At 69.1% G+C, this 26441-nt stretch carries 25 protein-coding genes and 1 pseudogene; 16 read left to right on the top strand and 10 right to left on the bottom strand.

From position 1 onward, the window contains the following. Nucleotides 1-3: 3 nt before the first annotated feature. Genes AB0I23_RS06330 through AB0I23_RS06320 form a run of 3 tightly spaced genes read right to left on the bottom strand, consistent with a single transcriptional unit; the run spans nt 4 to nt 2389 of the window. Nucleotides 4-1260, bottom strand: coding sequence for a betaine/proline/choline family ABC transporter ATP-binding protein (locus tag AB0I23_RS06330; protein WP_359107336.1), 1257 nt, complete (start codon nt 1258-1260; stop codon nt 4-6). After that, nucleotides 1253-1900, bottom strand: coding sequence for an ABC transporter permease (locus AB0I23_RS06325; RefSeq protein ID WP_359107334.1), 648 nt, complete (start codon nt 1898-1900; stop codon nt 1253-1255). The genes AB0I23_RS06330 and AB0I23_RS06325 overlap by 8 nt, the downstream gene beginning before the upstream one ends. A gap of 15 nt (nt 1901-1915) precedes the next feature. After that, the gene (locus AB0I23_RS06320; protein ID WP_359107332.1) at nt 1916-2389 is read right to left on the bottom strand and encodes an Lrp/AsnC family transcriptional regulator; all 474 of its coding nucleotides are present in this window, start codon (nt 2387-2389) and stop codon (nt 1916-1918) included. Between the two features lie 121 nt (nt 2390-2510). Here AB0I23_RS06320 and hppD point away from each other — a divergent pair, with 121 nt between their 5' ends. Next, nucleotides 2511-3656, top strand: coding sequence for a 4-hydroxyphenylpyruvate dioxygenase (gene hppD / locus AB0I23_RS06315; protein WP_359107330.1), 1146 nt, complete (start codon nt 2511-2513; stop codon nt 3654-3656). 113 nt (nt 3657-3769) lie between these two features. On the opposite strand, the gene AB0I23_RS06310 is transcribed toward hppD, so the two are convergent. Further along, the gene (locus tag AB0I23_RS06310; protein ID WP_359107328.1) at nt 3770-4729 is read right to left on the bottom strand and encodes a helix-turn-helix domain-containing protein; all 960 of its coding nucleotides are present in this window, start codon (nt 4727-4729) and stop codon (nt 3770-3772) included. Nucleotides 4730-5213: 484 nt separating this feature from the next. After that, complete coding sequence (locus AB0I23_RS06305) at nt 5214-6812, bottom strand: tetratricopeptide repeat protein (protein ID WP_359107497.1); 1599 nt, start codon at nt 6810-6812, stop codon at nt 5214-5216. 97 nt (nt 6813-6909) lie between these two features. Here AB0I23_RS06305 and AB0I23_RS06300 point away from each other — a divergent pair, with 97 nt between their 5' ends. Then, on the top strand, nt 6910-8277 hold the full coding sequence (locus AB0I23_RS06300; RefSeq protein ID WP_359107326.1) for an FAD-binding oxidoreductase: 1368 nt from the start codon (nt 6910-6912) through the stop codon (nt 8275-8277). A 19-nt stretch (nt 8278-8296) separates the two neighbouring features. Here AB0I23_RS06300 and AB0I23_RS06295 read toward each other — a convergent pair whose 3' ends face one another. Then, a complete protein-coding gene (locus AB0I23_RS06295) occupies nt 8297-8773 on the bottom strand; it encodes an SsgA family sporulation/cell division regulator (RefSeq protein ID WP_359107324.1) in 477 nt (158 codons plus the stop codon). A 211-nt stretch (nt 8774-8984) separates the two neighbouring features. Between AB0I23_RS06295 and AB0I23_RS06290 the strand changes: the two genes are divergently transcribed. Together AB0I23_RS06290 and AB0I23_RS06285 are read left to right on the top strand one after the other, a co-directional pair. Continuing rightward, nucleotides 8985-10541, top strand: a complete 1557-nt coding sequence (locus AB0I23_RS06290; protein WP_359107322.1) for an RDD family protein — start codon at nt 8985-8987, stop codon at nt 10539-10541. Nucleotides 10542-10844: 303 nt separating this feature from the next. Beyond that, nucleotides 10845-11525 (top strand): RDD family protein, encoded by a 681-nt coding sequence (locus tag AB0I23_RS06285; RefSeq protein WP_359107321.1) that lies wholly within the window; start codon nt 10845-10847, stop codon nt 11523-11525. 49 nt (nt 11526-11574) lie between these two features. Here the strand turns inward: AB0I23_RS06285 and AB0I23_RS06280 are convergent, their stop codons facing one another. Beyond that, on the bottom strand, nt 11575-11925 hold the full coding sequence (locus AB0I23_RS06280; protein WP_359107319.1) for a hypothetical protein: 351 nt from the start codon (nt 11923-11925) through the stop codon (nt 11575-11577). A gap of 373 nt (nt 11926-12298) precedes the next feature. On the opposite strand from AB0I23_RS06280, the gene AB0I23_RS06275 reads away from it, so the two are divergent. Together AB0I23_RS06275 and AB0I23_RS06270 are read left to right on the top strand one after the other, a co-directional pair. Beyond that, entirely contained in the window at nt 12299-14698 is a 2400-nt protein-coding gene (locus AB0I23_RS06275; protein WP_359107317.1) for an immune inhibitor A domain-containing protein, read from the top strand. 124 nt (nt 14699-14822) lie between these two features. Continuing rightward, on the top strand, nt 14823-15155 hold the full coding sequence (locus AB0I23_RS06270) for a hypothetical protein (RefSeq protein WP_359107315.1): 333 nt from the start codon (nt 14823-14825) through the stop codon (nt 15153-15155). Between the two features lie 150 nt (nt 15156-15305). On the opposite strand, the gene AB0I23_RS06265 is transcribed toward AB0I23_RS06270, so the two are convergent. Continuing rightward, nucleotides 15306-15890: an isochorismatase family protein gene (locus AB0I23_RS06265; protein WP_359107314.1), complete on the bottom strand. Its 585-nt coding sequence runs from the start codon at nt 15888-15890 to the stop codon at nt 15306-15308. Nucleotides 15891-16042: 152 nt separating this feature from the next. Then, nucleotides 16043-17371, bottom strand: coding sequence for a nicotinate phosphoribosyltransferase (locus tag AB0I23_RS06260; protein WP_359107312.1), 1329 nt, complete (start codon nt 17369-17371; stop codon nt 16043-16045). Between the two features lie 86 nt (nt 17372-17457). Here AB0I23_RS06260 and clpS point away from each other — a divergent pair, with 86 nt between their 5' ends. The 7 genes from clpS (at nt 17458) to AB0I23_RS06225 (ending at nt 22505) form a co-directional block, all read left to right on the top strand. Beyond that, nucleotides 17458-17763: an ATP-dependent Clp protease adapter ClpS gene (gene clpS / locus AB0I23_RS06255; RefSeq protein ID WP_018555894.1), complete on the top strand. Its 306-nt coding sequence runs from the start codon at nt 17458-17460 to the stop codon at nt 17761-17763. 80 nt (nt 17764-17843) lie between these two features. Next, nucleotides 17844-18425 carry a DUF2017 domain-containing protein gene (locus AB0I23_RS06250; protein WP_359107310.1) on the top strand — a complete coding sequence of 194 codons (582 nt, stop codon included), beginning with the start codon at nt 17844-17846 and terminating at the stop codon, nt 18423-18425. A gap of 528 nt (nt 18426-18953) precedes the next feature. Next, nucleotides 18954-20396, top strand: a complete 1443-nt coding sequence (locus AB0I23_RS06245) for an amino acid permease (RefSeq protein WP_359107308.1) — start codon at nt 18954-18956, stop codon at nt 20394-20396. A gap of 78 nt (nt 20397-20474) precedes the next feature. Beyond that, nucleotides 20475-20906, top strand: a complete 432-nt coding sequence (locus tag AB0I23_RS06240; protein WP_359107306.1) for a M67 family metallopeptidase — start codon at nt 20475-20477, stop codon at nt 20904-20906. A gap of 144 nt (nt 20907-21050) precedes the next feature. After that, nucleotides 21051-21176 carry a putative leader peptide gene (locus AB0I23_RS06235; protein WP_359107304.1) on the top strand — a complete coding sequence of 42 codons (126 nt, stop codon included), beginning with the start codon at nt 21051-21053 and terminating at the stop codon, nt 21174-21176. Between the two features lie 100 nt (nt 21177-21276). Then, complete coding sequence (locus AB0I23_RS06230; RefSeq protein ID WP_037692508.1) at nt 21277-21555, top strand: MoaD/ThiS family protein; 279 nt, start codon at nt 21277-21279, stop codon at nt 21553-21555. Next, nucleotides 21555-22505: a PLP-dependent cysteine synthase family protein gene (locus AB0I23_RS06225; protein WP_037692510.1), complete on the top strand. Its 951-nt coding sequence runs from the start codon at nt 21555-21557 to the stop codon at nt 22503-22505. The genes AB0I23_RS06230 and AB0I23_RS06225 overlap by 1 nt, the downstream gene beginning before the upstream one ends. 251 nt (nt 22506-22756) lie before the next feature. Here AB0I23_RS06225 and AB0I23_RS06220 read toward each other — a convergent pair whose 3' ends face one another. Next, nucleotides 22757-23236: a type II toxin-antitoxin system PemK/MazF family toxin gene (locus AB0I23_RS06220; RefSeq protein WP_359107302.1), complete on the bottom strand. Its 480-nt coding sequence runs from the start codon at nt 23234-23236 to the stop codon at nt 22757-22759. A 211-nt stretch (nt 23237-23447) separates the two neighbouring features. Here AB0I23_RS06220 and AB0I23_RS06215 point away from each other — a divergent pair, with 211 nt between their 5' ends. The 3 genes and pseudogenes from AB0I23_RS06215 (at nt 23448) to AB0I23_RS06205 (ending at nt 26220) form a co-directional block, all read left to right on the top strand. After that, complete coding sequence (locus tag AB0I23_RS06215) at nt 23448-24200, top strand: MBL fold metallo-hydrolase (RefSeq protein WP_359107300.1); 753 nt, start codon at nt 23448-23450, stop codon at nt 24198-24200. A 123-nt stretch (nt 24201-24323) separates the two neighbouring features. Then, nucleotides 24324-24832, top strand: a pseudogene (locus tag AB0I23_RS06210) (helix-turn-helix domain-containing protein); the annotation flags it as partial. Nucleotides 24833-24984: 152 nt separating this feature from the next. Continuing rightward, nucleotides 24985-26220, top strand: coding sequence for a lipase (locus AB0I23_RS06205; protein ID WP_359107299.1), 1236 nt, complete (start codon nt 24985-24987; stop codon nt 26218-26220). The last annotated feature ends 221 nt before the right edge of the window (nt 26221-26441 follow it).

Genomic DNA, 26441 nt, shown 5'->3' with positions numbered 1-26441 from the left:
GATTCATGTGCCCGCACCGCCCTCCAGCTCCTGCTCGGTCTGATGGACGCGCAGCTCCTCCAGATCGTGCTGGTGCTCGATGGCGGCGAGCCGGTCGGCCTCCAGGAGCTCATGAACGGAGTTCATCAGGGTCTCCATGTCGACGACCCCGATGAACTCGCCGCGCCGCCCCGTCACCGCGACCCGTCCGCCGCTGTCGATCAGTACGGCCTCCAGAGCGTCGTGCAGTGTGGCGTCCAGGGTCACCGTGTCGTGAACCAGCTGCCCGGCACGCGCCAGGGAGCCCCGGGCCCGCATCAGGTCGCCGCGCCGCAGCCACTTGTACGGGCGGTTCCTGCGGTCCAGCATCAGGAGCTCGTTGTGCGAGCCGCGGCGCAGCTTGTTGAAGATCGACTGGAGCGGGTCGTCGACCGTCACCGTGGGGAACTCGGCGATCCCCACATCCCGTACGCGGGTCAGATTGAGCCGCTTCAGCGCCGCGCCCGCCCCGACGAACCCGGAGACGAAATCGTCCGCCGGGTTGGTGAGGATCGCCTCCGGGGTGTCGAACTGCGCGATGTGCGAACGCTCCCGCAGCACGGCGATCCGGTCGCCCAGCTTGATCGCCTCGTCGAAGTCGTGGGTGACGAAGACGATCGTCTTGTGCAGCTCGTGCTGCAGCCGGATCAGTTCGTCCTGGAGGTGGTCGCGGGTGATCGGGTCGACGGCGCCGAACGGCTCGTCCATCAGCAGCACCGGCGGATCGGCGGCCAGCGCCCGCGCCACGCCCACCCGCTGCTGCTGACCGCCGGACAGCTGCCGTGGATAGCGCCCGTGGAACTCCCGGGGGTCGAGCCCGACCAGATCGAGCATCTCCTCGACCCGGTCCTTCACCTTCGACTTCGACCAGCCCACCATCTTCGGTACGAGGGCGATGTTCTCGGCCACCGTCATGTGCGGGAACAGCCCGGACGACTGGATGGCGTACCCGACCTTGCGGCGCAGCTTCACCGGGTCGATGTCGGTGACGTCCTCGTCGTTGATCCTGATCCGGCCGGACGTCGGCTCGATCAGCCGGTTGATCATCTTCAGGGTGGTGGACTTCCCGCAGCCGGACGGCCCGACGAAGATCACCGTCTCGCCGGCCTTGATGTCCATCGAGACGTTGTCCACGGCCGGGCTCGGATTGCCCGGGTAGCGCTTGGTCAGGTCCTCCAGCTGGATGGTGGCACCGGAGGTGGCGGCGGGCGTCCCGGCTCCCCCGGTGTGGGCATCAGACACGGATTCCCCTGGGAATGGTCAGCCGCCCGAGCAGGACGTACGCGGCGTCGAAGAGCAGCGCGAGGATGACGATGCCGAGCGTGCCGGCGAGGACCTGATGGAGCGCGTTGGCGCTGCCCAGCGAGGCGATGCCGCGGAAGATCTCGTTGCCGAGTCCGGGCCCGGAGGCGTACGCGGCAATGGCGGCGATGCCCATCAGCATCTGCGTGGAGACCCGGATGCCGGTGAGGATCGGCGGCCAGGCGAGCGGCAGCTCGATCCTGCAGAGCCGGGCGATCCGTGACATCCCGATGCCCTTCGCCGCGTCGACGAGGGATGGATCGACGCCGCGCAGTCCGACGATGGAGTTGCGGACGATCGGCAGGAGCCCGTACATCGTCAGAGTGATCACGGTGGGCGGGACGCCGAGCCCGACCAGCGGGATCAGCAGACCGATCGCGGCGAGGGACGGGATGGTGAGGATGGTGGCCGTGGTGGTGATGGCCAGTGACCCGCCCCAACTGCTGCGATAGGTGACGACCCCGATCAGGATGCCGAGCACGGTGGCGATGACCATGCACTGGAACACGGCGCTGACGTGCTGGTACGCGTCGGTGAGCAGCTGCTGGTGCCGATTGCCCAGATACTCCCAGAAGCTCACGCGTCACTCCTCGGCTCAGTCGCTGTCCTCCGCGGCCTGCTCGACGAGTGGGATGATGCGCAGAGGCACCGGGTTCTCCATGACAATCGCCGTGGAGGACCGGACAATGCCATCAAAACCGACAACCCGGTCGATCACCCGCTGAAGGTCGGCGTTGGACCGGGCGACGAGCCGACACAGCATGTCGCCGTGCCCGGTGGTGGTGTGCAGCTCCAGGACCTCCGGGACGCCGTCCAAGTGGGCCCGTACATCGGCGCCTTGGCCCTGCTTGATCTCCAGGGTGGCGAAGGCGGTGACGGGGTAGCCGAGGGCCGCCGGATCGACATCGGGGCCGAATCCGCGGATGACTCCATTCGACTGAAGCCGGTCGAGGCGCGCCTGCACGGTGCCGCGGGCCACCCCGAGCCGGCGTGACGCTTCCAGCACGCCGATCCGCGGCTCGCGCGCGAGCAGCACGATGAGCCGCCCGTCCAGATGATCGATCGCCATACGGGCCTCCCCATGGTCACCATGTACAGATAGTCCGCCCATCCAAGCAAACCCGTGTGCAGACTGCTCAGCAAAAACGCGAACTATTGCGCATCTTGCGACTCGGGGAGAGCCTTCCCTTATGACTGAGACGCTGTACAACACCCCTGACACCGTCCGGCAGGCCGACCCCTTCCCGGTCAAGGGAATGGACGCGGTCGTGTTCGCCGTGGGCAATGCCAAGCAGGCCGCGCACTACTACTCGACCGCGTTCGGCATGAAGCTCGTCGCCTACTCCGGACCGGAGAACGGCAGCCGCGAGACCGCCAGTTATGTGCTGACCAACGGTTCGGCACGCTTTGTCCTCACCTCCGTCATCAAGGCATCCACCGACCACGGCCGCTTCCTGGCCGGCCATGTCACCGAGCACGGCGACGGCGTGGTCGATCTGGCCATCGAGGTCCCGGACGCACGGGCGGCGTACGCGTACGCCGTCGAGCACGGCGCCCTGGGTCTCACCGAGCCGCACGAGGTCAAGGACGAGCACGGCACGGTCGTGCTCGCCGCGATCGCCACGTACGGCAAGACCCGCCACACCCTTGTCGAGCGCTCCGGCTACGACGGCCCGTACCTCCCCGGCTTCGTGGCCGTGGACCCGATCGTCGAACCGCCCGCCAAGCGCACCTTCCAGGCCATCGACCACTGCGTCGGCAATGTGGAACTCGGCCGGATGAACGAGTGGGTCGGCTTCTACAACAAGGTCATGGGCTTCACCAACATGAAGGAGTTCGTGGGCGACGACATCGCCACCGAGTACTCCGCCCTCATGTCGAAGGTCGTCGCCGACGGCACCCTGAAGGTGAAGTTCCCGATCAACGAACCGGCGATCGCGAAGAAGAAGTCGCAGATCGACGAGTACCTGGAGTTCTACGGCGGCGCGGGCGTCCAGCACATCGCCCTCGCCACCAACGACATCGTCGCGTCGGTCCGCGCGATGCGCGCGGCCGGCGTCCAGTTCCTGGACACCCCCGACTCGTACTACGACACCCTCGGCGAATGGGCGGGCGAGACCCGCGTACCGGTCGAGACGCTGCGTGAGCTGAAGATCCTGGTCGACCGCGACGAGGACGGATACCTGCTGCAGATCTTCACCAAGCCGGTCCAGGACCGCCCGACGGTCTTCTTCGAGATGATCGAACGCCACGGCTCGATGGGCTTCGGCAAGGGCAACTTCAAGGCCCTGTTCGAGGCGATCGAGCGCGAGCAGGAGAAGCGCGGCAATCTCTGACGGGGTACGAGGGCGGGGCTCCGGTGCGACCGGGACCCCGCCCTCCGGCCGTACGTACGTACGGCCGGGCCCGGCCCTCCCGGAGCGCCGGAACGGAAAGGACGGGACAGCCCTCAGGAGCTGTGGTTGAGATCACGCCAACCCCTCGGCGAGACGCCGAATTCCTGCTTGAAGACCTTGCTGAAGTGGGTCGCGTCCACAAAGCCCCAGCTGTGTCCGATGGACGCCACGGTCCGGTCCCGGGCCGCCGGAGCGGCCAGTTCCCGTCGGCACCCCTCCAGGCGCTGCGTACGGATCCACTCGCCGAGCGAGATGCCGGACCGGGCCAGGACCGTGTAGAGGCGCCGGACCGAGATGTGGTGCGCGGCGGCGATCTGCTGGGCCGAAAGGTCCCGGTCTCGCAGATGCGCGCGCACGTACTCCTTGATCCGCAGAGTCAAGGTCTCCTCCAGGGAGTCCTGAGCCAGTCCGGGTTTTCCGAGCTGGGCGGTGACGGCTGCGCGGATCAGATCGACGCTGGGGGCGACCACCGTGTCGGCATGGTGGCTGCCCGGCAGCTCGTCCGAGGTGGCCAGCCGGGAGAAGTACGCGGACGCGAGCTGGGCCAGAGGGTTGCCGGCGCCGAGCGTTACCGCGGTGATCTCCCGCAAGGCCCGTTCGGGGAGGGCGAGTGCCGCCCGCGGGAAACGCAGGAAATGGTGATCGACCCCGGCGTCGCAGGCGAGCGTGTACGGGGCCGTCGTGTCGTAGAGCGCGAAGTCCCCCGGTTTCAGCAGTGCTTGGCGGCCGTGCTGGATCACGAGGCTGGTGCGCGCGAGCTGGAGGCCGAGGAAGACGGCCGGTTCGGTGTCCTCGCGCGCCAACTGCGGTGTGCGCCGCACCGTCAGGCCGGTCGACCGTACGGAACAGACACCTATGGACCCGACCGCCGCCAGCCTGATCTTCGCGGAAAGGCTCCGCGGCGGAACGTGGTGGTCCACATCGATCCGCACGACCGATTCCCGGATGGCTTGAAGCAGCTTCTCCGCCCGGTCGCGGGGCGGTATGGACGCGGTGTCCAGAATCGCGTTCACAGGGCCACCCCGCACCGCGGTCCGGTGCTGCTGCCGCAGTGCTGTTCCGACACAGAGCTTTCCTCCACAGACGGCTCGGAGTACAGGATGTCAGCGCCCGCTCCGACGTTCAACGGACAGGAGGAATGGCCGGCGTTCACTCCTGACCAAGTCCCGCGCACACACGACCAAGTCGGGGCGGTGCGACCGTCCTAAAGTCGTCGGCAGAACCTGCGGCGCCAACCCGTGTCACTCAGGCGCTCAGGTTCCGCCCGAGGGGGGCCGAGGTGTGCGGTACGTACACCACAGCGGCAGTGCCGACGGCCGTGGGGGCCGTCGGCACGGGGGCTGCCCCGCGCCGGAGGAGGCGCGGGTCCGGTGTCCGGCCGACCGGCTCGCCGACCTCGTCGCCGAACCGCTGGACAGGCCGAGCGGCGGCTTCTCGGACCGCACACCCGCCCCGTCCTGCCCCGACGCAAGGAGAAGCGCGGAGCCGGGTCGTGTGTCAGTGACCGGCCGACAGTTCGGCGTCGGACGCGGGCGGCGTCCGTACGGGGGCCTCCTCGGCCGGTGCCGCCGGCGGCTGCACGTCCTGGGAGCCGTCTGCAGGGGACCGGCCCAGGGTGTCCAGGGCCTCCTGGGCCCTCGGGGCTTCCAGCGGGCTGAAGTGGGGGTTGATCCGCAGGGCCTCCTCCAGGTGACGGCGGGCCGGGTCGTGGTTCTCCAGCCTCCCTTCGATCATGCCCAGGTGGTACGCGTACAGGGCGGTCCGACCACCCGTGTCCACCGCCTGCCGCGCGTACGTGAGCGCACTCCGGGAGTCGCCCGAGCGGTACAGCGCCCAGCCCAGCGCGTCCGCCACCGCCGCGCTGTGGTGCTGTCGGTCCCACTCCGCCCGCAGTACCTTCACCGCCTGCGACGCATCACCGTGGTCGGCCTCGAAGCGGCCGAGGAGGAGGGAGTCGTCGACCCCGTAGCCGCTTTCCCGGGTCAGGGTCGTGCGGAGCTTCGTGTACTGGTCGACGGCGTCGTCGCCCCGCCCCAGCGACTCGTACAACTCGCCGAGTTCCAGCATGTATTCGGGGTTCGGGAGCCGGGACAGCGCCGCCCGGTAGTCGCGTCGCGCCTCGTCCGTACGGCCCAGGGCCGCCAGCGCCCGCGCCCGGCCGGCGAGCGACGGCGGGTGGGCGCGGTCGCTCCGCAGGGCCGCACCGTACTGGGCCACCGCCTCCTCGGGCGCACCCCGCTCCCAGGCCAGTTCGCCCAGCCGGAACAGGCAGTCCGTCTTCTCGGCGGGGGTGGTGGCCCGTTTCGCCGCATCCTGTGCGATGGCCAGGGCGTCCTCGCGCCGGCCCTCGTTCCGGTGCATCTGCGCCGTCCGCGTGAGCGCGGGTACGCCCGAGCGGAGCGCCGTGAACCTCTCCACCGCCCGGCCCGCCGCCGTGTACTGGCCGAGCCCGTTGTACGCGTCGATCAGGACCGGGTACGCCATCCAGTCCTTCGGCTGCCGGGCCCGTACCGTCTCGCCCCACTTCTTCGCCGTCACGAAGTCGTGCCGCGCATTGGCGAGCGCCGCCAGCCCCACCCACGCCGCCACGTTCCCCCGGTCACCCGGCTGTACGTCCAGCGAGCGCCTCAGCGCCTGTTCGGCCCGCCTGTAGTACGCCGCGTCCGCGGAGCGCCGCCCCCACTCCACGTACGCCGATCCGAGTACCGCCCACGACCGCGCGTCGGACGGATGCGTGCCGACCCAGCTCTGCCGGTTCCCGATCAGCGCCGTCAGATCGGAGAGGGAGACGGGGGCGCCCCCGTTCGTCGCCGTCAGGGCGCGCATCACCGGTCCCGGCATGGGCGGCGACGCGGCCTCCTTCTCGTCGTCCGGTACGGACACGACCGCACCCGTCACCAGCACGGCACCCGCCACCAGGCCGACCGCCGCCCGGCGCAGCGTCGTGTGCAACGAGGGCGGCGGGGGGTCCAGAGCGAGCGGCGGTCCGGAGCCGGGGGGCGACGGCGTCGGCGGTGGGGAACCGTATGGATCGGACGAGCGGAGAGGGGGATCCGACGTGGGAGACTCCGGAGGCTGCTGCGGCATGACATCCATGTCGATCACTCTGCGTTGATATGATCAGCACACGGCGTTGTGTGAACGCTGCCGCAGACGGGTTCACACCATTGGCCCCGGGTGTCACGCTTGGATCATGGACGATCTCTTCGAACGACTGCGCGCAGGCCTTCCCGCCGAGGCCCTGATCACCGATCAGGACGTCACGGCCTCGTACGCCCATGACATGGCGAGCTTCTGTGACGCGGGCGCTCCGGCCGTGGTGGTGCTGCCGCGCACGGTCGAGCAGGTCCAGCACGTCATGCGCACGGCGACCGCGCTGCGGGTACCGGTCGTCCCGCAGGGTGCCCGTACCGGCCTGTCGGGCGCGGCCAACGCCTCCGACGGCTGCATCGTGCTGTCCCTGGTGAAGATGGACCGGATCCTGGAGATCAACCCGGTCGACCGGATCGCCGTCGTCGAACCGGGCGTCATCAACGCCGTGCTGTCCCGCGCGGTCAACGAACACGGCCTGTACTACCCGCCGGACCCGTCGAGCTGGGAAATGTGCACCATCGGCGGCAACATCGGCACCGCGTCCGGCGGGCTGTGCTGTGTGAAGTACGGCGTCACCGCCGAGTACGTACTCGGCCTCGAGGTCGTCCTCGCCGACGGACGCCTCCTGACGACCGGCCGCCGGACCGCGAAGGGCGTCGCCGGATACGACCTCACCCGGCTGTTCGTCGGCTCCGAGGGAAGCCTCGGCATCGTCGTCCGCGCCGTGCTCGCCCTGAAGCCGCAGCCGCCGCAGCAGCTCGTCCTCGCCGCCGAATTCCCGTCCGCGACAGCCGCCTGCGACGCCGTCTGCCGCATCATGGAGCGCGGCCACACTCCGTCACTCCTCGAACTGATGGACCGTACAACGGTCCAGGCCGTCAACACGATGGCCCACATGGGTCTCCCGGACTCCACCGAGGCGCTGCTCCTCGCCGCCTTCGACACTCCGGACCCCACGGCCGATCTCGCCGCCGTCGCCGGACTCTGCACCACCGCCGGTGCCACCGACGTGGTCCCCGCGGCCGACGCCGCCGAGTCCGAACTCCTCCTCCAGGCCCGACGGATGTCGCTGACCGCCCTGGAGGCCGTCAAGTCGGCCACGATGATCGACGACGTGTGCGTACCGCGCTCCAGGCTCGGCGCCATGATCGAGGGGACGGCGGCCATCGCGCAGAAGTACGACCTCACCATCGGCGTCTGCGCCCACGCGGGCGACGGCAACACCCACCCCGTCGTCTGCTTCGACCACACCGATGCCGACGAGTCGCGCCGGGCCCGCGAATCCTTCGACGAGATCATGGCACTGGGCCTCGAACTCGGCGGCACCATCACCGGCGAGCACGGCGTCGGCGTTCTGAAGAAGGAATGGCTGGCCCGCGAACTCGGCGAGGTGGGCGTCGAGATGCACCGGGGCATCAAGGCGGCGTTCGACCCGCTGGGACTGCTCAACCCGGGCAAGGTCTTCTGAGCCGCGAGCGGACCGCGCGTCAGACCTCGCCGTCCGTCGACTCGTCCGGCGGCCACGGGTCGCTCAGCCACGGGTCGTCGGCCGGCAGCGGCGCGAGCAACTCGGCGAGAGCGGCGTCGATGCCGAGCAGCTCGGTCTCGGTGCCGGGTGGCACCAGCCGCAGCGTCCGCTCCACCCACGCGGCCACGGCGGCGGACGGCACCTCCAGCAGCGCATCGCCGTCGGGCGAGCTCAGCGCCACGCAGAGGACGTTGCGACGCTCGATCCTGGTCGGCCAGATCCGCACGTCCCCGCGCCCGCAGGGCCGGAACACACCCTCGATCAGCAGATCGCGGGCGAACGTCCAGTGCACGGGGAAGTCGGAGCGGATGTGAAAGGCGATGTGCACGGCGTACGGATCCTCCGTGCGGTACGTCAGCCGGGCCGGGACGGGGATGCTCCGCTCCGGCGACAGGACCAGCTCGAGATCCAATTCGCGTTCCACGACGGTGTGCATGAGTGCGTCCTTCCGGTGCCTGTGGCCCGGTCCCCTGACCGGCCCGCACATGGAGAGAGCGCCCTCCCCGCCACGTATGACGCGACTTCGGGAAGGAACTTCACCGTGACCGGAAAGTGCGCCAAACGCCGGGACCGGCCCGGGGGTACGTGGCTGTCTGATAGATGTGGTCCGTTGACTTGAGGCTTCGAAGAGATACGGGACCACGGTGATGAGCGCCCCAACCCCGGCACCCGGTGACGACAGGCCCCGCGAGGGGTATTACCCCGACCCGTCCATTCCCGGATATGTCCGGTACTGGAACGGCGCTTCGTGGGTTCCCGGTACGAGCCGTCCTGCGCCCCCGCAGGGCGAATCGACGGCCGCGACGCCCTCCGAGGGGGCGACGCCCGAACCGCGGCCACAGCCTTCGGCACCGATGTCCGCCCAGGCGTCCGGTCCGACCTACGCGCCGGTGGACGAAACCGGTCCGGTCTTCCTCGACGAGGAGCCGTCCGACGGCAACCGACAAGAACCCTCGTCCGCCTGGCAGGCCGACGCCTCCCGGCAGACCGGCTTCGGCGGGGAACGCGACCGGCGGGTCTCCTGGGGCGGCACGGGCGGTACGGGGCAGCCGGACGGGGCCGAAGCAGCGGGCCAGGTCCGGGCGGACCGGGCGCCGAGCGGGGAGGCCCCCGCCGGCCGGGCCCCCGCCGACCCGCGCCTGCCCGCGCCGCAGGACCCCACGGGCGGTGCGTTGCCGGGCATGCGGGGAGGCAGCAGCCAGGTCCCCGGGCGAAGGGTCGCGATCCGGGCCGACCGCCCGGCCGAGTCCGGAGGCGGCAGCGGTGAGGCGGGACGCCGGCCTGCCGACGGTCCGGTCACGATCCGCCCCGTGGGTCAGGGGGGCCTGTCGCCCCGTCCCCGCAACGCGGAACAGGAACCGGCCGACGGGACGGTGGGGATCCGCGCGATCCCCACCGGCACCAGCGCCCCGCAGCCCTCCGCACCGGCACCCGCGCCCGCCCAGGCCGTCGCACCGGATCCGGCACCCGCGCCCGTCCCGGCCGATCCGCTCACCCCGGGCCCCGGCGGCGGCGCCGCTTCCTGGGCGCAGCAGGCCCACCAGCTCGCCGCGCCCCAGCAGGCCGTCCACCCGCAGCCGCAGACCCCGCAACAGCGGCAATTCCCACCCCAGCAGCCCCAGCGGCGTGCCGGTGCGCAGCCGGCTCAGCCGGACGGCCCCGTCGTGCCCTGGAAGCCCCCGGTCAACGATCACTTCCAGCAGCTCGCACAGGCGCAGGCGGCCGCCCGCCCCGCCGGGCTCGGCAAGCGGTTCGCCGCCCGGCTCGTCGACACGGTCGTGCTGGGCGCGCTCGTCGGCGCGATCGGGTTCCCGCTCGTCTCCCGAGCGATGGACCACATCGGCGACAAGATCGACGCGGCGAAGCTGTCCGGCCAGACGGTCACCGTCTGGCTGGTGGACTCCACCACGGCCGCGCTCTTCGGCGGGGTACTCGGTGCGTTCCTGGTGCTCGGCCTGCTGTTGGAGGTGCTGCCGACCGCGAAGTGGGGCCGTACGCTCGGCAAGAAGCTCTGCGGTCTGGAGGTATGGGACATCGAGTCCCACGGGCCGCCCTCCTTCGGTGCCGCGCTGCGCCGCTGGCTGGTCTACGGCCTGCTCGGTCTTCTGGTCATCGGTGTGGTCAACGTCCTGTGGTGTCTGTTCGACCGCCCGTGGCGGCAGTGCTGGCACGACAAGGCGGCCCGCACCTTCGTGGCGGGCTGACGACGAGCACGACGACGCCGCGTGAGCGCCCCGCACGGCTGACGGCTCTTCGGGTGGGCGGCGGTCGCTCCGTGCCCCGTTCGCCCGAACGCACCTGAGAGCCTGTCGGGTGACCTCTGATCGGGCGGCCACGCCCTGGCACGCACGCTTCCGGCGTTGCCGAAATGCCCTAGTAGCTCCGCTACGAGGTCATTTTGGCGCCTTGGAATCGTACGCACCATGCCGCGCCCGCTCTCCGATCGAAGGTCACCCGACAGGCTCTGAGCCGTTGCGGGCGCCCGTGGGCCGGGGTGCACTGCCCCCATGAGCAACGATCAGCCGACGTCCGGTCAGCCTCCCGAGGACGACCCGTTCCTCAAGAAGCCGCGGGAGCCTCAGCCGCCGTCGTCGGGTTCGCCCTACGACAGCGCTCCGCCGCCGCCCCCGTCCGGCGGCGGTCCGTACGGCGGCGGCCCGTACGGAGGCGGCCCGTACGGCGGCACGGACCCGCTGGCGGGCATGCCGCCGCTCGGCGAGCCCGGCAAGCGGATCCTGGCCCGGCTGATCGACTTCCTGATCATCTCGATCCCGCTGTATCTGATCTCGCTGCCGTTCGGTGGAGCGGTCGAGGTGTCGTCGAACAACAACAACGGCAACAACGACAACTTCAGTAACGTCTTCAACCAGACCTACAGCGGCCATCAGCTGCTCTGGTCGCTGATCGGGCTCGTGGCCTACGTGGCGTACGACACGTACTTCACGCACAAGGACGGCCGCACCATCGGCAAGCGGCTGCTGAAGCTGCGGGTCGCGATGCTCAACGACGGCCGGGTGCCGGACACCAGTGCCTCGTTCCTGCGGGCCGTCGTGCTGTGGCTGCCGGCACTGCTGTGCTGCCCGTGTCTGTGGTGGCTGATCAACATCGTGCTGATGTTCACGGACAAGCCGTACCGGCAGGGGCTCCAGGACAAGGCGGCCAAGACGGTGGTGGTCTCGACCGCGTGACCGACGTACGCGAACGGTCCGCCCGAGAGGTGCGCCGCAGGTTGCCCGGTCAGTGGCGCAGGGAGTGCTCGCCCACACGCTCGGCGGGGCCGGCGGCCGGGATCCTGGCCGCCGGGACGCCGTCGAGCTCGATGTCCTCGGCTGCGCCGACGGCGGAGGCGGCGCCGTGGTTCGTACGAACCACGGTCGCCGTCTTTGCCGTCTTCGCCGCGTTCCTTGTTTTCGTCCGCAGCGGCAGGGGTACGGTGACGGCCACCAGCAGACCGAGCGCCAGCGCCGCCGTGCCGATGACGGCGATGCCGATGCCCGAACTCGTGCGGGACAGCAGCAGCATGGCGAGCGTCGAGAAGACGACGGTGACCGATCCGTAGGAGAGCTGTGCAGCAGTGGGGCGCGGCATGGCGGTATCCGTCCTCGGGGCATCGGATTGGGGGCAGTCTCTCAACGCGGTCGCACTGTCAAGCGACTCTACGACGGTGGATGCCCTGGAGGAAACGGTAGTAAGCGTGACCTAACCCGCGGTGCCGGTGCAGGGGGGGCGCACTGAGTCATCCGGCGCTCCAAAAGGGGGCATTGGCGCGCCGGTTGCCTGTTCGGTGAACGTCCGTTTAACGGAACCGCACTCCCACATAATGCACTTGGCCTGTTCAAGTCAAGGTCTGTCTTTTCTCCTGTAACTCCGGTCGAATGTCGTCACTTGTGACGCGTATCCGCGCGCGACCTCTTCCACACTCCCAGGTCGCAGCCGCGGGCGCCGGGGAGGACTGCATCAAGTGACCACTAAGAGACGGGCGTTTCGCGCTGCGGCGGTTGTCGTGGCCATGGCCGCCACGGCTGCCACGGCGTCGGCCTTCGCCACCGCGCAGGCCGAGGACAAGGCGTCAGGCGCCAGCGCATCCAGCATCGACCGCCGCGATCCGGGGTCGGCCGAGGGCAACGCGCACAACCTGAAGGGCCCCTTCAGCGAGCAGCAGGACGCACAGCGTCAGGCCGCCCTGGAGCAGGTCGTATCCGGCGACAAGAAGGTGACGAACCGCGACGGCTCCAACGTCGTCAAGCTCGACGACGAGAAGTACGTCGAGCTCGGCCGCGAGAAGACGGACAAGATCTTCACGATCCTGGTGGAGTTCGGCGACAAGGTCGACGACACGACCATGTTCGACCCGGACGGCGACGGGCCGAAGCCGCCCGTCAAGAAGTACGGCGGCACGCCCGGACCGCTGCACAACAAGATAGCCAAGCCGGACCCGGCGAAGGACAACAGCACCGCCTGGCAGGCCGACTACAACCAGGCACACTTCCAGGACCTCTACTTCGGTGAGGGCGCCGGCACGAACTCGCTGAAGACGTACTACGAGAAGACGTCCTCCGGACGCTACTCGGTCGACGGCGAGGTCTCCGACTGGGTCAAGGTCCCGTACAACGAGGCCCGTTACGGTTCCAACTACTGCGGTTCGTCCAACTGCGCCAACGCCTGGGACATGGTCAGGGACGGCGTGAACACCTGGGCCGCAGACCAGAAGGCCAAGGGCCGTACCGCGGACCAGATCAAGGCTGATCTGGCGCAGTACGACCAGTGGGACCGTTACGACTACGACAACGACGGCAACTTCAACGAGCCCGACGGCTACATCGACCACTTCCAGGTCGTGCACGCGGGTGAGGACGAGTCCGCGGGCGGCGGCGTCGAGGGTTCGAACGCCATCTGGGCGCACCGCTGGTACGCGTACGGCACCAACGCCGGTGCGACCGGCCCGGCCGGCAACAAGGCCGGCGGCACCCAGATCGGTGACACCGGCATCTGGGTCGGTGACTACACCGCGCAGCCCGAGAACGGCGGCCTGGGCGTCTTCGCCCACGAGTACGGCCACGACCTCGGTCTGCCGGACCTCTACGACACCACCAACCGCGCCGAGAACTCGGTCGGTTTCTGGTCCCTGATGTCGGCCGGCTCCTGGCTCGGCACCGGCAAGAACGCCATCGGCGACATGCCCGGCGACATGACCGCCTGGGACAAGCTGCAGCTGGGCTGGCTCGACTACGCCTCGGCCAAGGCCGCGACGAGCTCGGTCCACAAGCTGGGTGTCTCGGAGTACAACACCAAGGACAAGCAGGCGCTCGTCGTCTCGCTGCCGGACAAGGCCGTCACCACCGCTGTCACGACGCCCGCTGAGGGCGCCAAGCAGTGGTGGAGCGACATGGGTGACGACCTCAACAACACCCTGTCCCGCTCGGTCGACCTGACCGGCAAGTCCAAGGCGTCCCTGGACCTTTCGGGCTGGTGGGACATCGAGAAGGACTACGACTACCTCTACACCGAGGTGTCGGAGAACGGCGGCGCCAGCTGGACCGCGATCGACGGCACGGCCGACGGCCGGGCCATCCCGCGCGACGCCAGTGACAAGCCGGCGCTGACCGACGTCTCCGGCACGTACCAGAAGCTGTCGTACTCGCTGGACGCCTACGCGGGCAAGAAGATCGACATCCGCTTCCGTTACACCACCGACGGCGGCGCGGGCGGCGTGGGCTTCGCGGCCGACACCATCGCGGTCAACGCCGACGGTGCCGTGCTCTTCTCGGACAACGCCGAGGGCGACGACAACGGCTGGACCGCCAAGGGCTTCTCCCGGGTCGGCGCGTCGTTCACCAAGGACTACCCGCAGTACTACATCGCGGAGAACCGTCAGTACGTCTCGTACGACCGGACCCTCAAGGTCGGCCCGTACAACTTCGGCTTCTCCACGACCCGTCCCGACTGGGTCGAGCACTACCCGTACCAGAACGGTCTGCTGATCTGGCTCTGGGACCAGTCCCAGAAGGACAACAACGTCTCCACTCACCCGGGCCAGGGCCTGATCCTGCCGATCGACGCGCACGCCAAGCCGCTGAAGTGGGCCGACGGCACGGTCATCCGCAACAAGATCCAGCCCTTCGACGCACCGTTCAGCTGGCGGCCGACCGACGGCTTCACGCTGCACAAGGCCGACGTGGCGACCAAGATCAAGGCCCAGTCGGGCGTCCCGGTCTTCGACGACCACAAGGGCACCTACTGGTACGCGGAGAACAAGACCGGAAGCGTGCAGGTCGCTGACACCAACACCCGGATCACGATCGTCAGCGAGCCGCTCAGCGGCTCGACGATCACGGTCAAGGTTGGCGCCTCGCACAAGTAGGTCCGCATCACCGCAGGTCAAAGCGTGATCGGCCGTCGCCCTCTAGCGGGCGGCGGCCGATCGTGTTTAGGTGCCTCTTGTTCGGATTCTTATTGACGCGATGTCTCACGGGGGAGTGCGGAGCATGGCAGGCGGAGGATTCAGCAGGTTGCCGAACGGCAGTGTGGTGGTCGCGATCACCCTGAACGGCCCGGCGGACGGGACGGGCCCGGGAATCCCGGTACGGGTCCTGGTGTACGCGGCGAACCGGGCCCGCGCACTGACCCGACTGCGCAATGTGGGCCTACGGGCGGTCTACCTCCGTGGCAACGCGGAACCGCCCACGCCGGACGAGATCACGGCGGTGCTGCACCACCCGGACGGGCTGCTCTGGCGAGCGACACCGGAGAAGGCCCAGGAACTCTGGCACCCCATCCGGGCACTCCTGCGCCCACCGGTACCAGTCCACCAGCCCTGAGGGCGCCTGCGTCCCGCCCTGCCACGTCTCGAGAACAGGCCCCGGGCCGCAAACCGGCCCGCACATCGAGCGCCATGCCGGCAAGGACAAGCCCGTCCGGCGATCGAGGACAACGCGGCCGCCGGACGACCCCGGCACCCCGCCGCCGCCCTACACCACCGGCTTGCCGGACAGCTCCACCCCGGCCTCCCGGAGCTCCTCCAGCGCCCGTCCCGTGGTCGCGGCGGCGACCCCCGCGGTCAGGTCCAGCAGCACATGCGTCGCGAACCCCTCCCGGACCGCGTCCAGCGCCGTCGCCCGTACGCAGTGATCCGTGGCGATGCCGACGACGTCGACCTCGGTCACCTTCCGGTCCCGCAGCCACTGCGCGAGCCCCACCCCGTTCTCGTCGACCCCCTCGAAGCCGCTGTACGCCGCCGCGTACGCCCCCTTGTCGAACACCGCGTCGATCGCACCGGAGGCGACCGCCGGGGCGAAATTGGGGTGGAAGCCCACTCCCTCCGTGCCGGCGACACAGTGCGCGGGCCAGGAGTGCTCGAAGTCCGGCTGGGCGGAGAAGTGGTTGCCCGGGTCCACGTGGTGGTCACGGGTGGCGACCACATGGCGGTATCCGGCCTGGGCCTCACCGATCAGGTCGGTGATGGCGGCGGCGACATCCGCGCCTCCCGTCACCGCGAGGCTGCCGCCCTCGCAGAAGTCGTTCTGAACGTCCACGACGATCAACGCGCGGTGCATGGCGGGTGTCCTTCGATGGGGGAGAGAAGCGGGGGAGGAGAGGGGAACGGTGAAGTTCGCGGGCCGCACATCGAGCCTAGAGACAAAGACCGCCTTGCGGGAGGGGCGCATCGCTGCCGGCAGCGACCGTGGTTTTCCCCGCCCCGGCGCGTTTACACGTACTCCGTCGGAATCACCGGCTCCCCCTTGGACAGCTGCATCGCCGACATCGGCAGCCCCCGCCGCGCCGCGATGTGCCGCTCCCGCGCCGCGTCCAGCGGCTCGCGCGCGACCACCTCACCACCCCTGACCAGCTCGACCAGCAGCTGTCGCCCGGCCAGCCCGTCGGGCACCGGACCGGAGCCGACCACCTCGGCCTCGGCCACACCGTTCTCGTCCAGCCGCCGCGCGGCCCACTTGCGACCGCCCACCGAGGACTTCGCACCCAGCGACTTCTTCGCGACCGGCCGCAGAGGTTCCGCGGGATCGGCGGAGTCCCCCCGGGCGACCAGCTTGTAGACCATGGAGCAGGTCGGCTGCCCGCTGCCGGTGACCAGCTGCGTGCCCACGCCGTACGCGTCGACCGGTGCCGCGGCCAGCGACGCGATCGCGTACTCGTCCAGGTCCGACGTCACCACGATCTTCGTCCTGGTGGCGCCCAGCTCGTCCAGTTGCTGCCGCACCCGGTGCGCGACCAGCAGCAGGTCCCCGGAGTCGATCCGTACCGCCCCCAGTTCGGTCCCGGCGACCTCGACCGCCGTACGGACCGCCTCGGCGACGTCGTACGTGTCGACCAGCAGCGTCGTGTTCCGGCCCAGCGAGTCGACCTGTGCGTGGAAGGCGTCGCGCTCGCTGTCGTGCAGCAGCGTGAACGCGTGCGCGCTCGTCCCGACCGTGGGGATGTTGTAGCGGAACCCGGCCGCCAGATCGGATGTCGTGTCGAAGCCACCGATGTACGCGGCCCGCGCCGACGCCACGGCGGACAGTTCATGGGTGCGTCGTGCACCCATCTCGATCAGTCCGCGTCCGCCCGCCGCCGCGGACATCCGGGACGCCGCCGCGGCTATCGCCGAATCGTGGTTGAGGATCGACAGGATCACCGTCTCCAGCATCACGCATTCGGCGAAGGAGCCCTCGACCCGCAGGACCGGTGAGCCCGGGAAGTACACCTCGCCCTCCGGGTAGCCCCAGATGTCGCCGCTGAAGCGGTAGTCCGCCAGCCAGCCGAGCGTCGGTCCGTCGACGATGTTCCGGTCGCACAGGAAGGTGAGCATCTCGTCGTCGAAGCGGAAGTTCTCCACCGCGTCCAGGACGCGTCCGATGCCCGCGACGACGCCGTAGCGCCGCCCCTCGGGCAGCCGGCGGGTGAACGCCTCGAAGACCGCGTACCGGTCGGCGGTGCCCGCCTTCAGCGCGGCCTGCACCATCGTGAGCTCGTACTGGTCGGTGAAGAGCGCTGTCGACGGCACACCGACCCGTCGCCCAAGGTCCGCAGAGTTCATGGCGAGGATGCTACCCCTATTTCGTCAAAGTGACGAAATCTATGCCGTTTGTGCGATGCCCCCTCCTGGGTGGCAGCATGGGGTAGGTGAGTGTCGCCCCCGTAGAGATCGAGCGCCCCGAATCGGCCGAGGAGAACCTCGTCGTCCCCGAGCCCGACGTGCCCTGGGTGACGCTGGTCCACAACGACCCGGTCAACCTCATGAGCTACGTGACCTATGTCTTCCAGGCCTACTTCGGCTACTCCAAGGACAAGGCCCACAAGCTGATGCTCGACGTCCATCAAAAGGGCCGCGCCGTCGTCTCCAGCGGCAGCCGCGAGGAGATGGAGCGCGACGTCCAGGCCATGCACGGTTACGGGCTCTGGGCCACCCTGACCCAGGACCGCAACTAGTGCCGTGACCGGCAATGTTTGCCCGGAAGGGCACTAGCCTCCACCCTCTGCCCCGCCCGACCCACCATCGGAGAAAACCCATGGCCGGCCACTTCGAGGCCACCCCCCGCGGCGGTGCGGCCGTCGCGCTCGACGAGGTGGAGATCGCGATCCTGCGCTCCCTCGCCGTCCAGCTGCTGGAACTGATCGGCCCCGGCGACGAGCCGGCCGACGGCGAGGACCCGCTCGCCGCCCTGTTCGCCGAAGGGCCCAGCGAACCGCCGACCGACCCGGCCCTGGCCCGCCTCTTCCCGGAGGCCTACGGAGACGAGGACGGCGAACTGCGCGCCGCGTCCGCCGAGTTCCGCCGCTTCACCGAGAACGATCTGCGCACCCGCAAGCGCAACGACGCGCTCACCGTCGTCCGTACCCTCGACGCACTCCCGTCCGGCGAGGACAGCGCCGTCCTCACGCTCACCGCCGACGAATGCCGCAACTGGCTCGGCGCCCTCAACGACCTCCGCCTCACCATCGGCACCCGCCTGGAGGTCTCCGACCAGGACGAGGGCGGTGAGGGCTCGCTCTACCGGCTGCCCGACAGCGACCCGCGCAAGCCGATGGTCATGGCCTATCTCTGGCTGGGCGCGCTCCAGGAGACGCTCGTCGAGACCCTGATGACGTAGGGGCTGTCCGGCGGATCGCGGCCGGTGCCGCGACGCCTGGCACTTCCTCACGTGCCCGGCTTCGCTCGAACGGGGGAGGCCTCACTCGCTGCGCTGCCGAAACGCCCGCACGGCTTCGCTGTGAGCATGCTCCGACGCCCCGACCCAAGGGCCGCCCCGTGGCGATGCACCGCACCGGACGCCGCGATTCACGTTTCCCTTGATCGGGTTTTACCTCCCCTTGGGGCCGGGTCGGGGTGTTTGCGCAACGAATATTCAAATCCCAATAACGATCCCGTCACCTGAATGGCCTTTTTTGTGGCGGCTGGAAACTCTTGTCCGCTTTTTCCTGTGGTGTGCATCACACAATGTCCGGTGGACCACCGGCGGCTCCGTGATAAATCTTCACGACCACCCGGGAACGCCATCCCTGTTCCCGGGGGCGCTTACCACCGGCGGACCGCCGGTCGCACTCCATCCGTATCCGGGGGGATCAGGACCTGATCCGCAGCCGTAAGGCGCGGATCGGCGTGGAGAAAGGCGCAACACATGACATCGGCGCAGGTCGACAACGGGCAGGGCGGCCCGCATCAGGCCGCAGAAGCCGCGGATGGCACCGCCTCGGGCGAGGGCTATCAGCGCGCCCTCGGCGCCCGTCAGATCCAGATGATCGCGATCGGCGGGGCCATCGGAACCGGCCTCTTCCTCGGCGCGGGCAAAGCCATCGCCAAGGCGGGACCCAGCCTCATCCTGGCCTATGCCATCGCAGGCCTGGTGATCTTCTTCATCATGCGGGCCCTGGGCGAACTCCTCATGTACCGCCCGGTCTCGGGCTCATTCTCGGAGTACGCCCGCGAATTCGTCGGCCCCTTCGCAGGCTTTGTCACCGGCTGGACCTACTGGCTGTTCTGGGTCGTCACCGGAATCACCGAAGTCACCGCAGCAGCCCAGTACATGACGTTCTGGTTCGACATTCCCCAATGGGTGTCCGCACTGATCTTCACGATCATCCTGTACGGCGTGAACCTGATCTCCGTGAAGCTCTTCGGGGAACTCGAATTCTGGTTCTCGATGGTCAAGGTCACCGCCATCGTCGGCATGATCCTCATCTGCGCCGGAATTCTCACCCTCGGCTTCTCCGACGCCGGGGACACCGCGAGCGTGACCCACCTCTGGTCCGACGGCGGCTTCTTCCCGCACGGCATCAGCGGCACCCTCATGACCCTGCAGATCGTGATGTTCGCCTTCCTCGCCGTCGAACTCGTCGGCGTCACCGCGGGCGAGTCCAAGGACCCGAAGACCGTTCTGCCCAAGGCCATCAACACCGTGCCGTGGCGCATCGCCGTCTTCTACGTCGGTGCCCTCATCATGATCCTCGCCGTCGTCCCGTGGACGGAATTCCAGCCCGGCATCTCGCCGTTCGTCGCCGCCTTCCAGAAGATGGGTCTCGGCATCGGCGCAGGCATCGTCAACTTCGTCGTCCTGACCGCGGCCCTCTCCTCCTGCAACTCCGGCATGTACTCCACCGGCCGCATGCTGCGCGACCTCGCGCTCAACGGACAGGGCCCGACGTTCTTCATTCGGCTGACCAGGAGCGGCACCCCGCTCGTCGGCACCACCTTCTCCGCCGCCCTCATGCTCGTCGGCGTCTGGATCAACTACCAGTGGCCCGGGGACGCCTTCACCTACGTCGTCTCCTTCGCCACCATCTCCGGCATGTGGGCCTGGATCATGATCCTCGTCTGCCAGATCCGCTACCGCCGCCTGGCCGACCGCGGAGTGCTCGCGCAGTCCACCTTCCGGGCCCCCGGCGCCCCGTACACCAGCGTCTTCGCCCTCGCCTTCATCGGCATGGTCATCGTGATGATGGGCATCGACAAGGACGCCAGGATCTCGCTGTACTGCGCCCCGCTCTGGGCCCTCATCCTCGGCGTCTCGTACCTGGTCCTCAAGGCCCGTAACCCCGAGAGCACGGCCTTCGCCAAGCGCTGACCCGACCCGGCTGTCCGGCATGCGGGCCCCCGCGCACCACTCCTCGGTGCGCGGGGGCCCTCTGCTTATCCTGGCGCCATGCTGACCCTCACCCAGGCGCTGTACGACCAGATCGTCGCGCACTCCCGCGCGGATCACCCCGACGAGGCGTGCGGCGTGGTCGCGGGCCCGGCCGGAACCGGCCGCGCCGAACGCTTCATCCCCATGCTCAACGCCGCCCGCTCGCCCACGTTCTACGAGTTCGACTCCGCGGACCTGCTGAAGCTCTACCGCGAGATGGACGACCGCGACGAGGAGCCGGTGATCATCTACCACTCGCACACGGCGACCGAGGCCTACCCCTCGCGTACCGACATCACGTACGCCAATGAGCCCGGCGCCCACTACGTCCTCGTCTCCACCGCCGACACCGACGACGCGGGCCCCTTCCAGTTCCGCTCGTACCGCATCGTGGACGGCGTGATCACCGAGGAGGACGTCGAGGTCGTCGAGGCGTACGAACCCGCCTGACCTCCTGCGGACCGGGGGCGAAACCCCGTCCCCGGCCCACCGCGCTCCCCCGCCCCACCCTGACCGTCCACCAGGCGAACGCTCACCATCCACCAGGTGAGATCACATACCGGAGTCCGGACCGGGAATCGATACGATGAGCCCATGGTTCCCCATGACGTGAGCGACAAGACGCCGGGCATGCTGCTCGTCGCGCGCCTGCACGTCGACCTGTGCAGGCTTCACAGCGCGATCTGTACGAGCTGCCTGCCCGCCGGCCGTAACGCCTGAGCCGGGCCGCGGCCCCGAGCGCCGTCCACGCCACACCCCTGCGCGGGGGCAGAGCCGCGCGCCCCACGCCACCACTCCGCATTCGACAGGAGCCCACGCCATGGCCATCGAGGTCCGCATCCCGACCATCCTCCGCACCTACACCGACGGCGCCAAGGCCGTCGAGGGCAACGGAGAGACCCTTGCCGACCTCTTCACGGACCTCGACAGCCGCCACAACGGCATCCGTGAGCGCATCGTCGACGGCGACCAGCTCCGTCGCTTCGTGAACGTCTACCTCAACGACGAGGACGTCCGCTTCCTCGACGGAATCTCCACCAAACTCAGCGACGGCGACAGCGTCACCATCCTCCCGGCCGTCGCCGGCGGCATGAACTGATGCGGTACGACAGCCCGCTCGCCGCGGTGGGCAACACCCCGCTCGTCCGCCTGCCGCGGCTGTCACCCTCGGACGACGTCCGCATCTGGGCCAAGCTGGAGGACCGCAACCCCACCGGCTCGATCAAGGACCGCCCCGCGCTCCACATGGTCGAACAGGCGGAGAAGGACGGCCGGCTGACCCCCGGCTGCACCATCCTGGAGCCCACCAGCGGCAACACCGGCATCTCACTCGCCATGGCGGCCAAGCTCAAGGGCTACCGCATCGTCTGCGTCATGCCGGAGAACACCTCTCAGGAACGGCGCGACCTGCTCGCCATGTGGGGCGCCGAGATCATCTCCTCCCCGGCGGCCGGCGGCTCCAACACAGCCGTCCGCGTCGCCAAGGAACTGGCCGCCGAGCACCCCGACTGGGTGATGCTCTACCAGTACGGCAACCCGGACAACGCGGGCGCCCACTACGCCACCACCGGTCCCGAGATCCTCGCCGACCTGCCCTCCATCACCCACTTCGTGGCGGGCCTCGGCACCACCGGCACGCTCATGGGTGTCGGCCGCTACCTGCGCGAACAGAAGCCCGACATCAAGATCGTCGCCGCCGAGCCGCGCTACGACGACCTCGTCTACGGGCTCCGCAACCTCGACGAGGGCTTCGTCCCCGAGCTCTACGACGCCTCGGTCCTCACCACCCGCTTCTCCGTCGGCTCCGCCGACGCCGTCACCCGCACCCGCGAACTCCTCCAGCAGGAGGGCATCTTCGCGGGCGTCTCCACCGGCGCCGCACTCCACGCGGCGATCGGCGTCGGAACCAAGGCGGTCAAGGCGGGCGAGACGGCCGACATCGTCTTCGTCGTCGCCGACGGCGGCTGGAAGTACCTGTCGACGGGCGTCTACACGGCCCCCACGACGGAAGCGGCCATCGAAACGCTCCACGGCCAGCTCTGGGCGTGACGCCAAGGCGCTGAGTGCCGTCCCGTCCTCGGCCGCCGGACCCGCTGGAAATCCAGCCCGTCCGGCGGCCGAGGACGTCAGAGTGCCCGGCAGTAGGCTTCGCGGCGTCGCGGGGCTGGGGCACGCGCTTCGCGGCGTTGTCGTCAATCACCAACGCTCCGCGTTGGCTCAATCCTCCGCCTTGCGATGCACGCACCCCAGCCCCGCTCCTTCACCCGCGCTGCCTACTGCCGGGCACTCTTATTCGACCGTCAGCCGATCCCGCGCACCCGCTCCCACACCGCCGGGTCCACCGTCCCCACCCGCCGCCGGAACCCCCGCACCGCCACGTCCCGCAGCTCGTCCGTCTCCAGGAAACTCGCGCGCCCCTGCGCATCCCCCACCGAACCAGGCGGCAGGACGATCACCCCGGGCCGCTCCTCGTGATGCTTGCTGGTGATCTTCGCGACGAGCGCCGTACCGTCCCGCACCGACAGCACCAGGCAGGGCCGGTCCTGCGCCCCGGGCCCGTCCTCGTACGGAACCTCCGCCCACCAGATCTCACCCGGCCGCGGCGCCCGCTCCGGCCCGCCCCGCGGCCCTTCCCGCCTGCCCGGCGGACGCGTCTGCCGGGCAGGACGCCCGCCGGGGCGCTGACGCCCCCGACCGAGCCGCCCCCGCCCGTCGGTGATCGCGGCAACGAGAGCGAGCAGTACGACCACGGCCAGAGCCGGCCACCAGGACATGTCCATGCCCCGACGGTACCGGCGCCCCCGCAGGCCCGCTCTCCGTACCCGCTCTCCGCACCCGCCCCCCCCGCACCCGCTTCCATCGAACCGGTGACAGAGCAGGTGAGTTCGCCCACAACGGCAGGCCCCAGAGGAGCGACCAGGTGTTTCGCGCCTTACGCTCAACAAATCGCACGAACCCTCCCCGTTCCCACGTTTCGGAGGTTCACGCTTCATGAAGCTCACCGTCGTCGGCTGCTCCGGCTCGTTCCCGTCCCCGGGTTCGGCATGTTCGAGCTACCTCGTAGAGGCCGACGGCTTCAGGCTGCTCCTCGACATGGGCAACGGCGCCCTCGGTGAGCTGCAGCGCCACGTCGGTCTCTATGACCTCGACGCCATCTTCCTCAGCCATCTCCATGCCGATCACTGCATTGACATGTGCGCGTACTTCGTCGTCCGCTACTACCGGCACGACGGCGGACGCCCCGCGTCCATCCCGGTCTACGGCCCCGACGGCACCGAACAGCGACTGACCACCGCCCACGCCGACACCCCGTCCGACGGGGCCATGGGCGAGGTCTTCGACTTCCACACGCTGAAGCCCGGCTCGTTCGACATCGGCCCTTTCTCGGTCCGTACGGAGAAGGTCTGCCACCCCGTCGACGCCTTCGGTATCCGCATCGAGCACGGCGGCCGCACCCTCGCGTACTCCGGTGACACCGGCATCTGTGAGGCGCTGGACGAACTTGCGGAGGACGTCGATCTGTTCCTCTGCGAAGCATCGTTCGTCCACGGCAAGGAAGACATCCCGGACCTCCATCTCAACGGCCGCGAAGCAGGCGAGATCGCCGCACGCGCGAAGGTGGGACGGCTCGTCCTCACCCACATCCCGCCGTGGACGGACGGCGACCGGAACCTGGCCGACGCCCGCGCGATCTACCGCGGACCGGCGGAGCTGGCGGTCCCGGGCGCGGTCTACGAGATCTAGGCCCTAGTTGTTCTGTCCATGGAGGTTGGTGACAGCGATCACGGTCGGGTGATCTTGAACGAGTGAGGGCCTTCCGGGTTCGGTGTGGATTGCGACATCTACACGAACGATCAGAAGGCCCTCATGCCCCACCGTAATGCACCCCTGACCGAGACCGGACGTCTGCGTCTGGCCCGTTGCGTCGTCGAGGACGGCTGGCCGCCGCGGCGGGCCGCCGAACGCTTCCAGGTCTCGCCCACGACGGCTCAGCGGTGGGCCGGCCGCTACCGCGAGCTGGGCGAGGCAGGCATGACCGACCGGTCCTCGCGCCCGCACCACAGCCCGCGCCGGACCCCGACCCGGACCGAGCGGCGGATCATCAAGGTCCGCGTCCTGCGCCGCTGGGGACCGGCCCGCATCGCCTACCTGCTCGGGCTGAACCCGGCCACCGTCCACCGTGTCCTGACCGGGAGACCGCCGTCGGATTCTGGCAACGGGCCCATGCCTTCTTCGCCGCTGCCGGGATCACCGTCCAGCGGGTCCTGACCGACAACGGCGCCTGCTACAAGTCACATCTGTGGCGCAATTCCCTTACGGAGCAGGGGGTTTCACACAAACGCACCCGTCCCTGGCACGTGCCTACTGCCGGGCGCTCCAAATTCGAAGACCCGGTATCTTTCGGGGCTACAGAGCGCAGAGAGCTCCACGATTACGTGGACCCGTCTCCGTTCTGCTGCCGCTCAGCTCTCCGGCACCTGTTGCTGACCGGTCTTATCCGGTCTCGAACCTGCAGGGAGGAACATCTGTGAGAACCACCGCAAGCAGAAAGGCCGCCGTGGCCGCCGGTATGGCGCTGGCTCTGTGCTCCGCCACCGCCTACACCGCCGAAGGCGCCACCGATTTCAGCCGTTCCAAGGCCCGTGGGGAGTTGATCTCCGCAGAGGCGCTCTACACGTTGACGACGCCGCAGGACGTTACGTCGCAGCTGGAGAGCCTCGGATTCCAGGGCGATTCCGTGCGATACGGAGTCGATGCGTACCGACTGGTCTACAGCACCGTCGACGCACACGGCAGCCCCACCACCGCCAGTGGACTGCTCGTCCTCCCCCATGACTTCAAGGGCACACTGAAGCCCGTCTCCTACGGGCATGGCAGTGAGCTGTTCGACAAGGACGCTCCTTCCACCGATCCCCAGGGGTTCAACGCCGCCGCTCCCGTCACCTACGCGGCCGCCGGCTTCGCGGGCATCGCCGCCGACTACCTGGGCCAGGGCACGGGACCCGGCACCCACCCCTGGCTGGACGTCCCCTCGGAGACCAGCGCTACGCTCGACATGCTGCGCGCGGCACGCGAGTTCGTTCCCCGCACAGGCAGCTTCCTGAAGAGGGACGTACTGGCGACGGGCTTCTCCCAGGGAGCGGAGGCCGCTCTGGGGCTCGGCCGTGCCCTGCAGCAGGGCGAGGACCCACGGTTCCGGCTGGCGGCACTCGCCCCGGTGAGCGGCGCGTACGCCGTCCGCGACGCCGAAATACCGGCGATGCTGTCAGGCGAGGTCTCCGCCAAGGTGAGTGTGCTCAACGTGGCCTACTCCTATGCGGCGTTCGACCGTACCTACGACGTCTACGACAAGCCCACCGATGTCTTCAAGGAGCCGTACGCGGACAAGGTGGAGGGACTGACCGATGGGCAGCACAACTGGCAGGAACTCGCTGTGGCGACTCCTGGCACACTTGACGAGCTGCTCACCGCAAAGGGCAGGGATCTGATAGAGCACCCGCAGGGAAACCTCGACGAGGCACTGCGGGCCGCGGACAACTCCTGCAAGGGATGGGCACCGCAGGTCCCACGCCGTATGTACTTCACGAGTGGTGACGATCAGGCCGTCAACGCGAATATTCGGTACTGCCTGGCCGACTTCATGTCGCAGGGCGCGAAGTTTCCGACTGTCGACGTCCAGTCCGAAGCGTGGCACGGATCACGCCATTTCGGGTCCAACGTGGCGGCCACCAGTCAGATCGTGAAGTGGTTCCTATCGCTCTGATCGGGTTGACCTCGTGATATCGGGCGGCGCGTGATCGCCCTACGGTTCATGGTCGACCTCGACTCGTCAATGATCGTGATCGGTCGGGCAGCCCGAGCGGATTACTCGTGGGCTGCTATGGGCGCCTGGCCGTCCTGACTGGCCCCGAGCCCACCCGGCTCGCCCCCGACGGCAGCCCCACGGAGACTCTGAGTTGCGCGGCAGCAGTCCACCCCGGCGGT

Source organism: Streptomyces atratus, from assembly GCF_040655115.1.
GTDB lineage: Bacteria > Actinomycetota > Actinomycetes > Streptomycetales > Streptomycetaceae > Streptomyces > Streptomyces atratus_D.
This window is presented reverse-complemented; position numbering and strand designations above follow the sequence as displayed.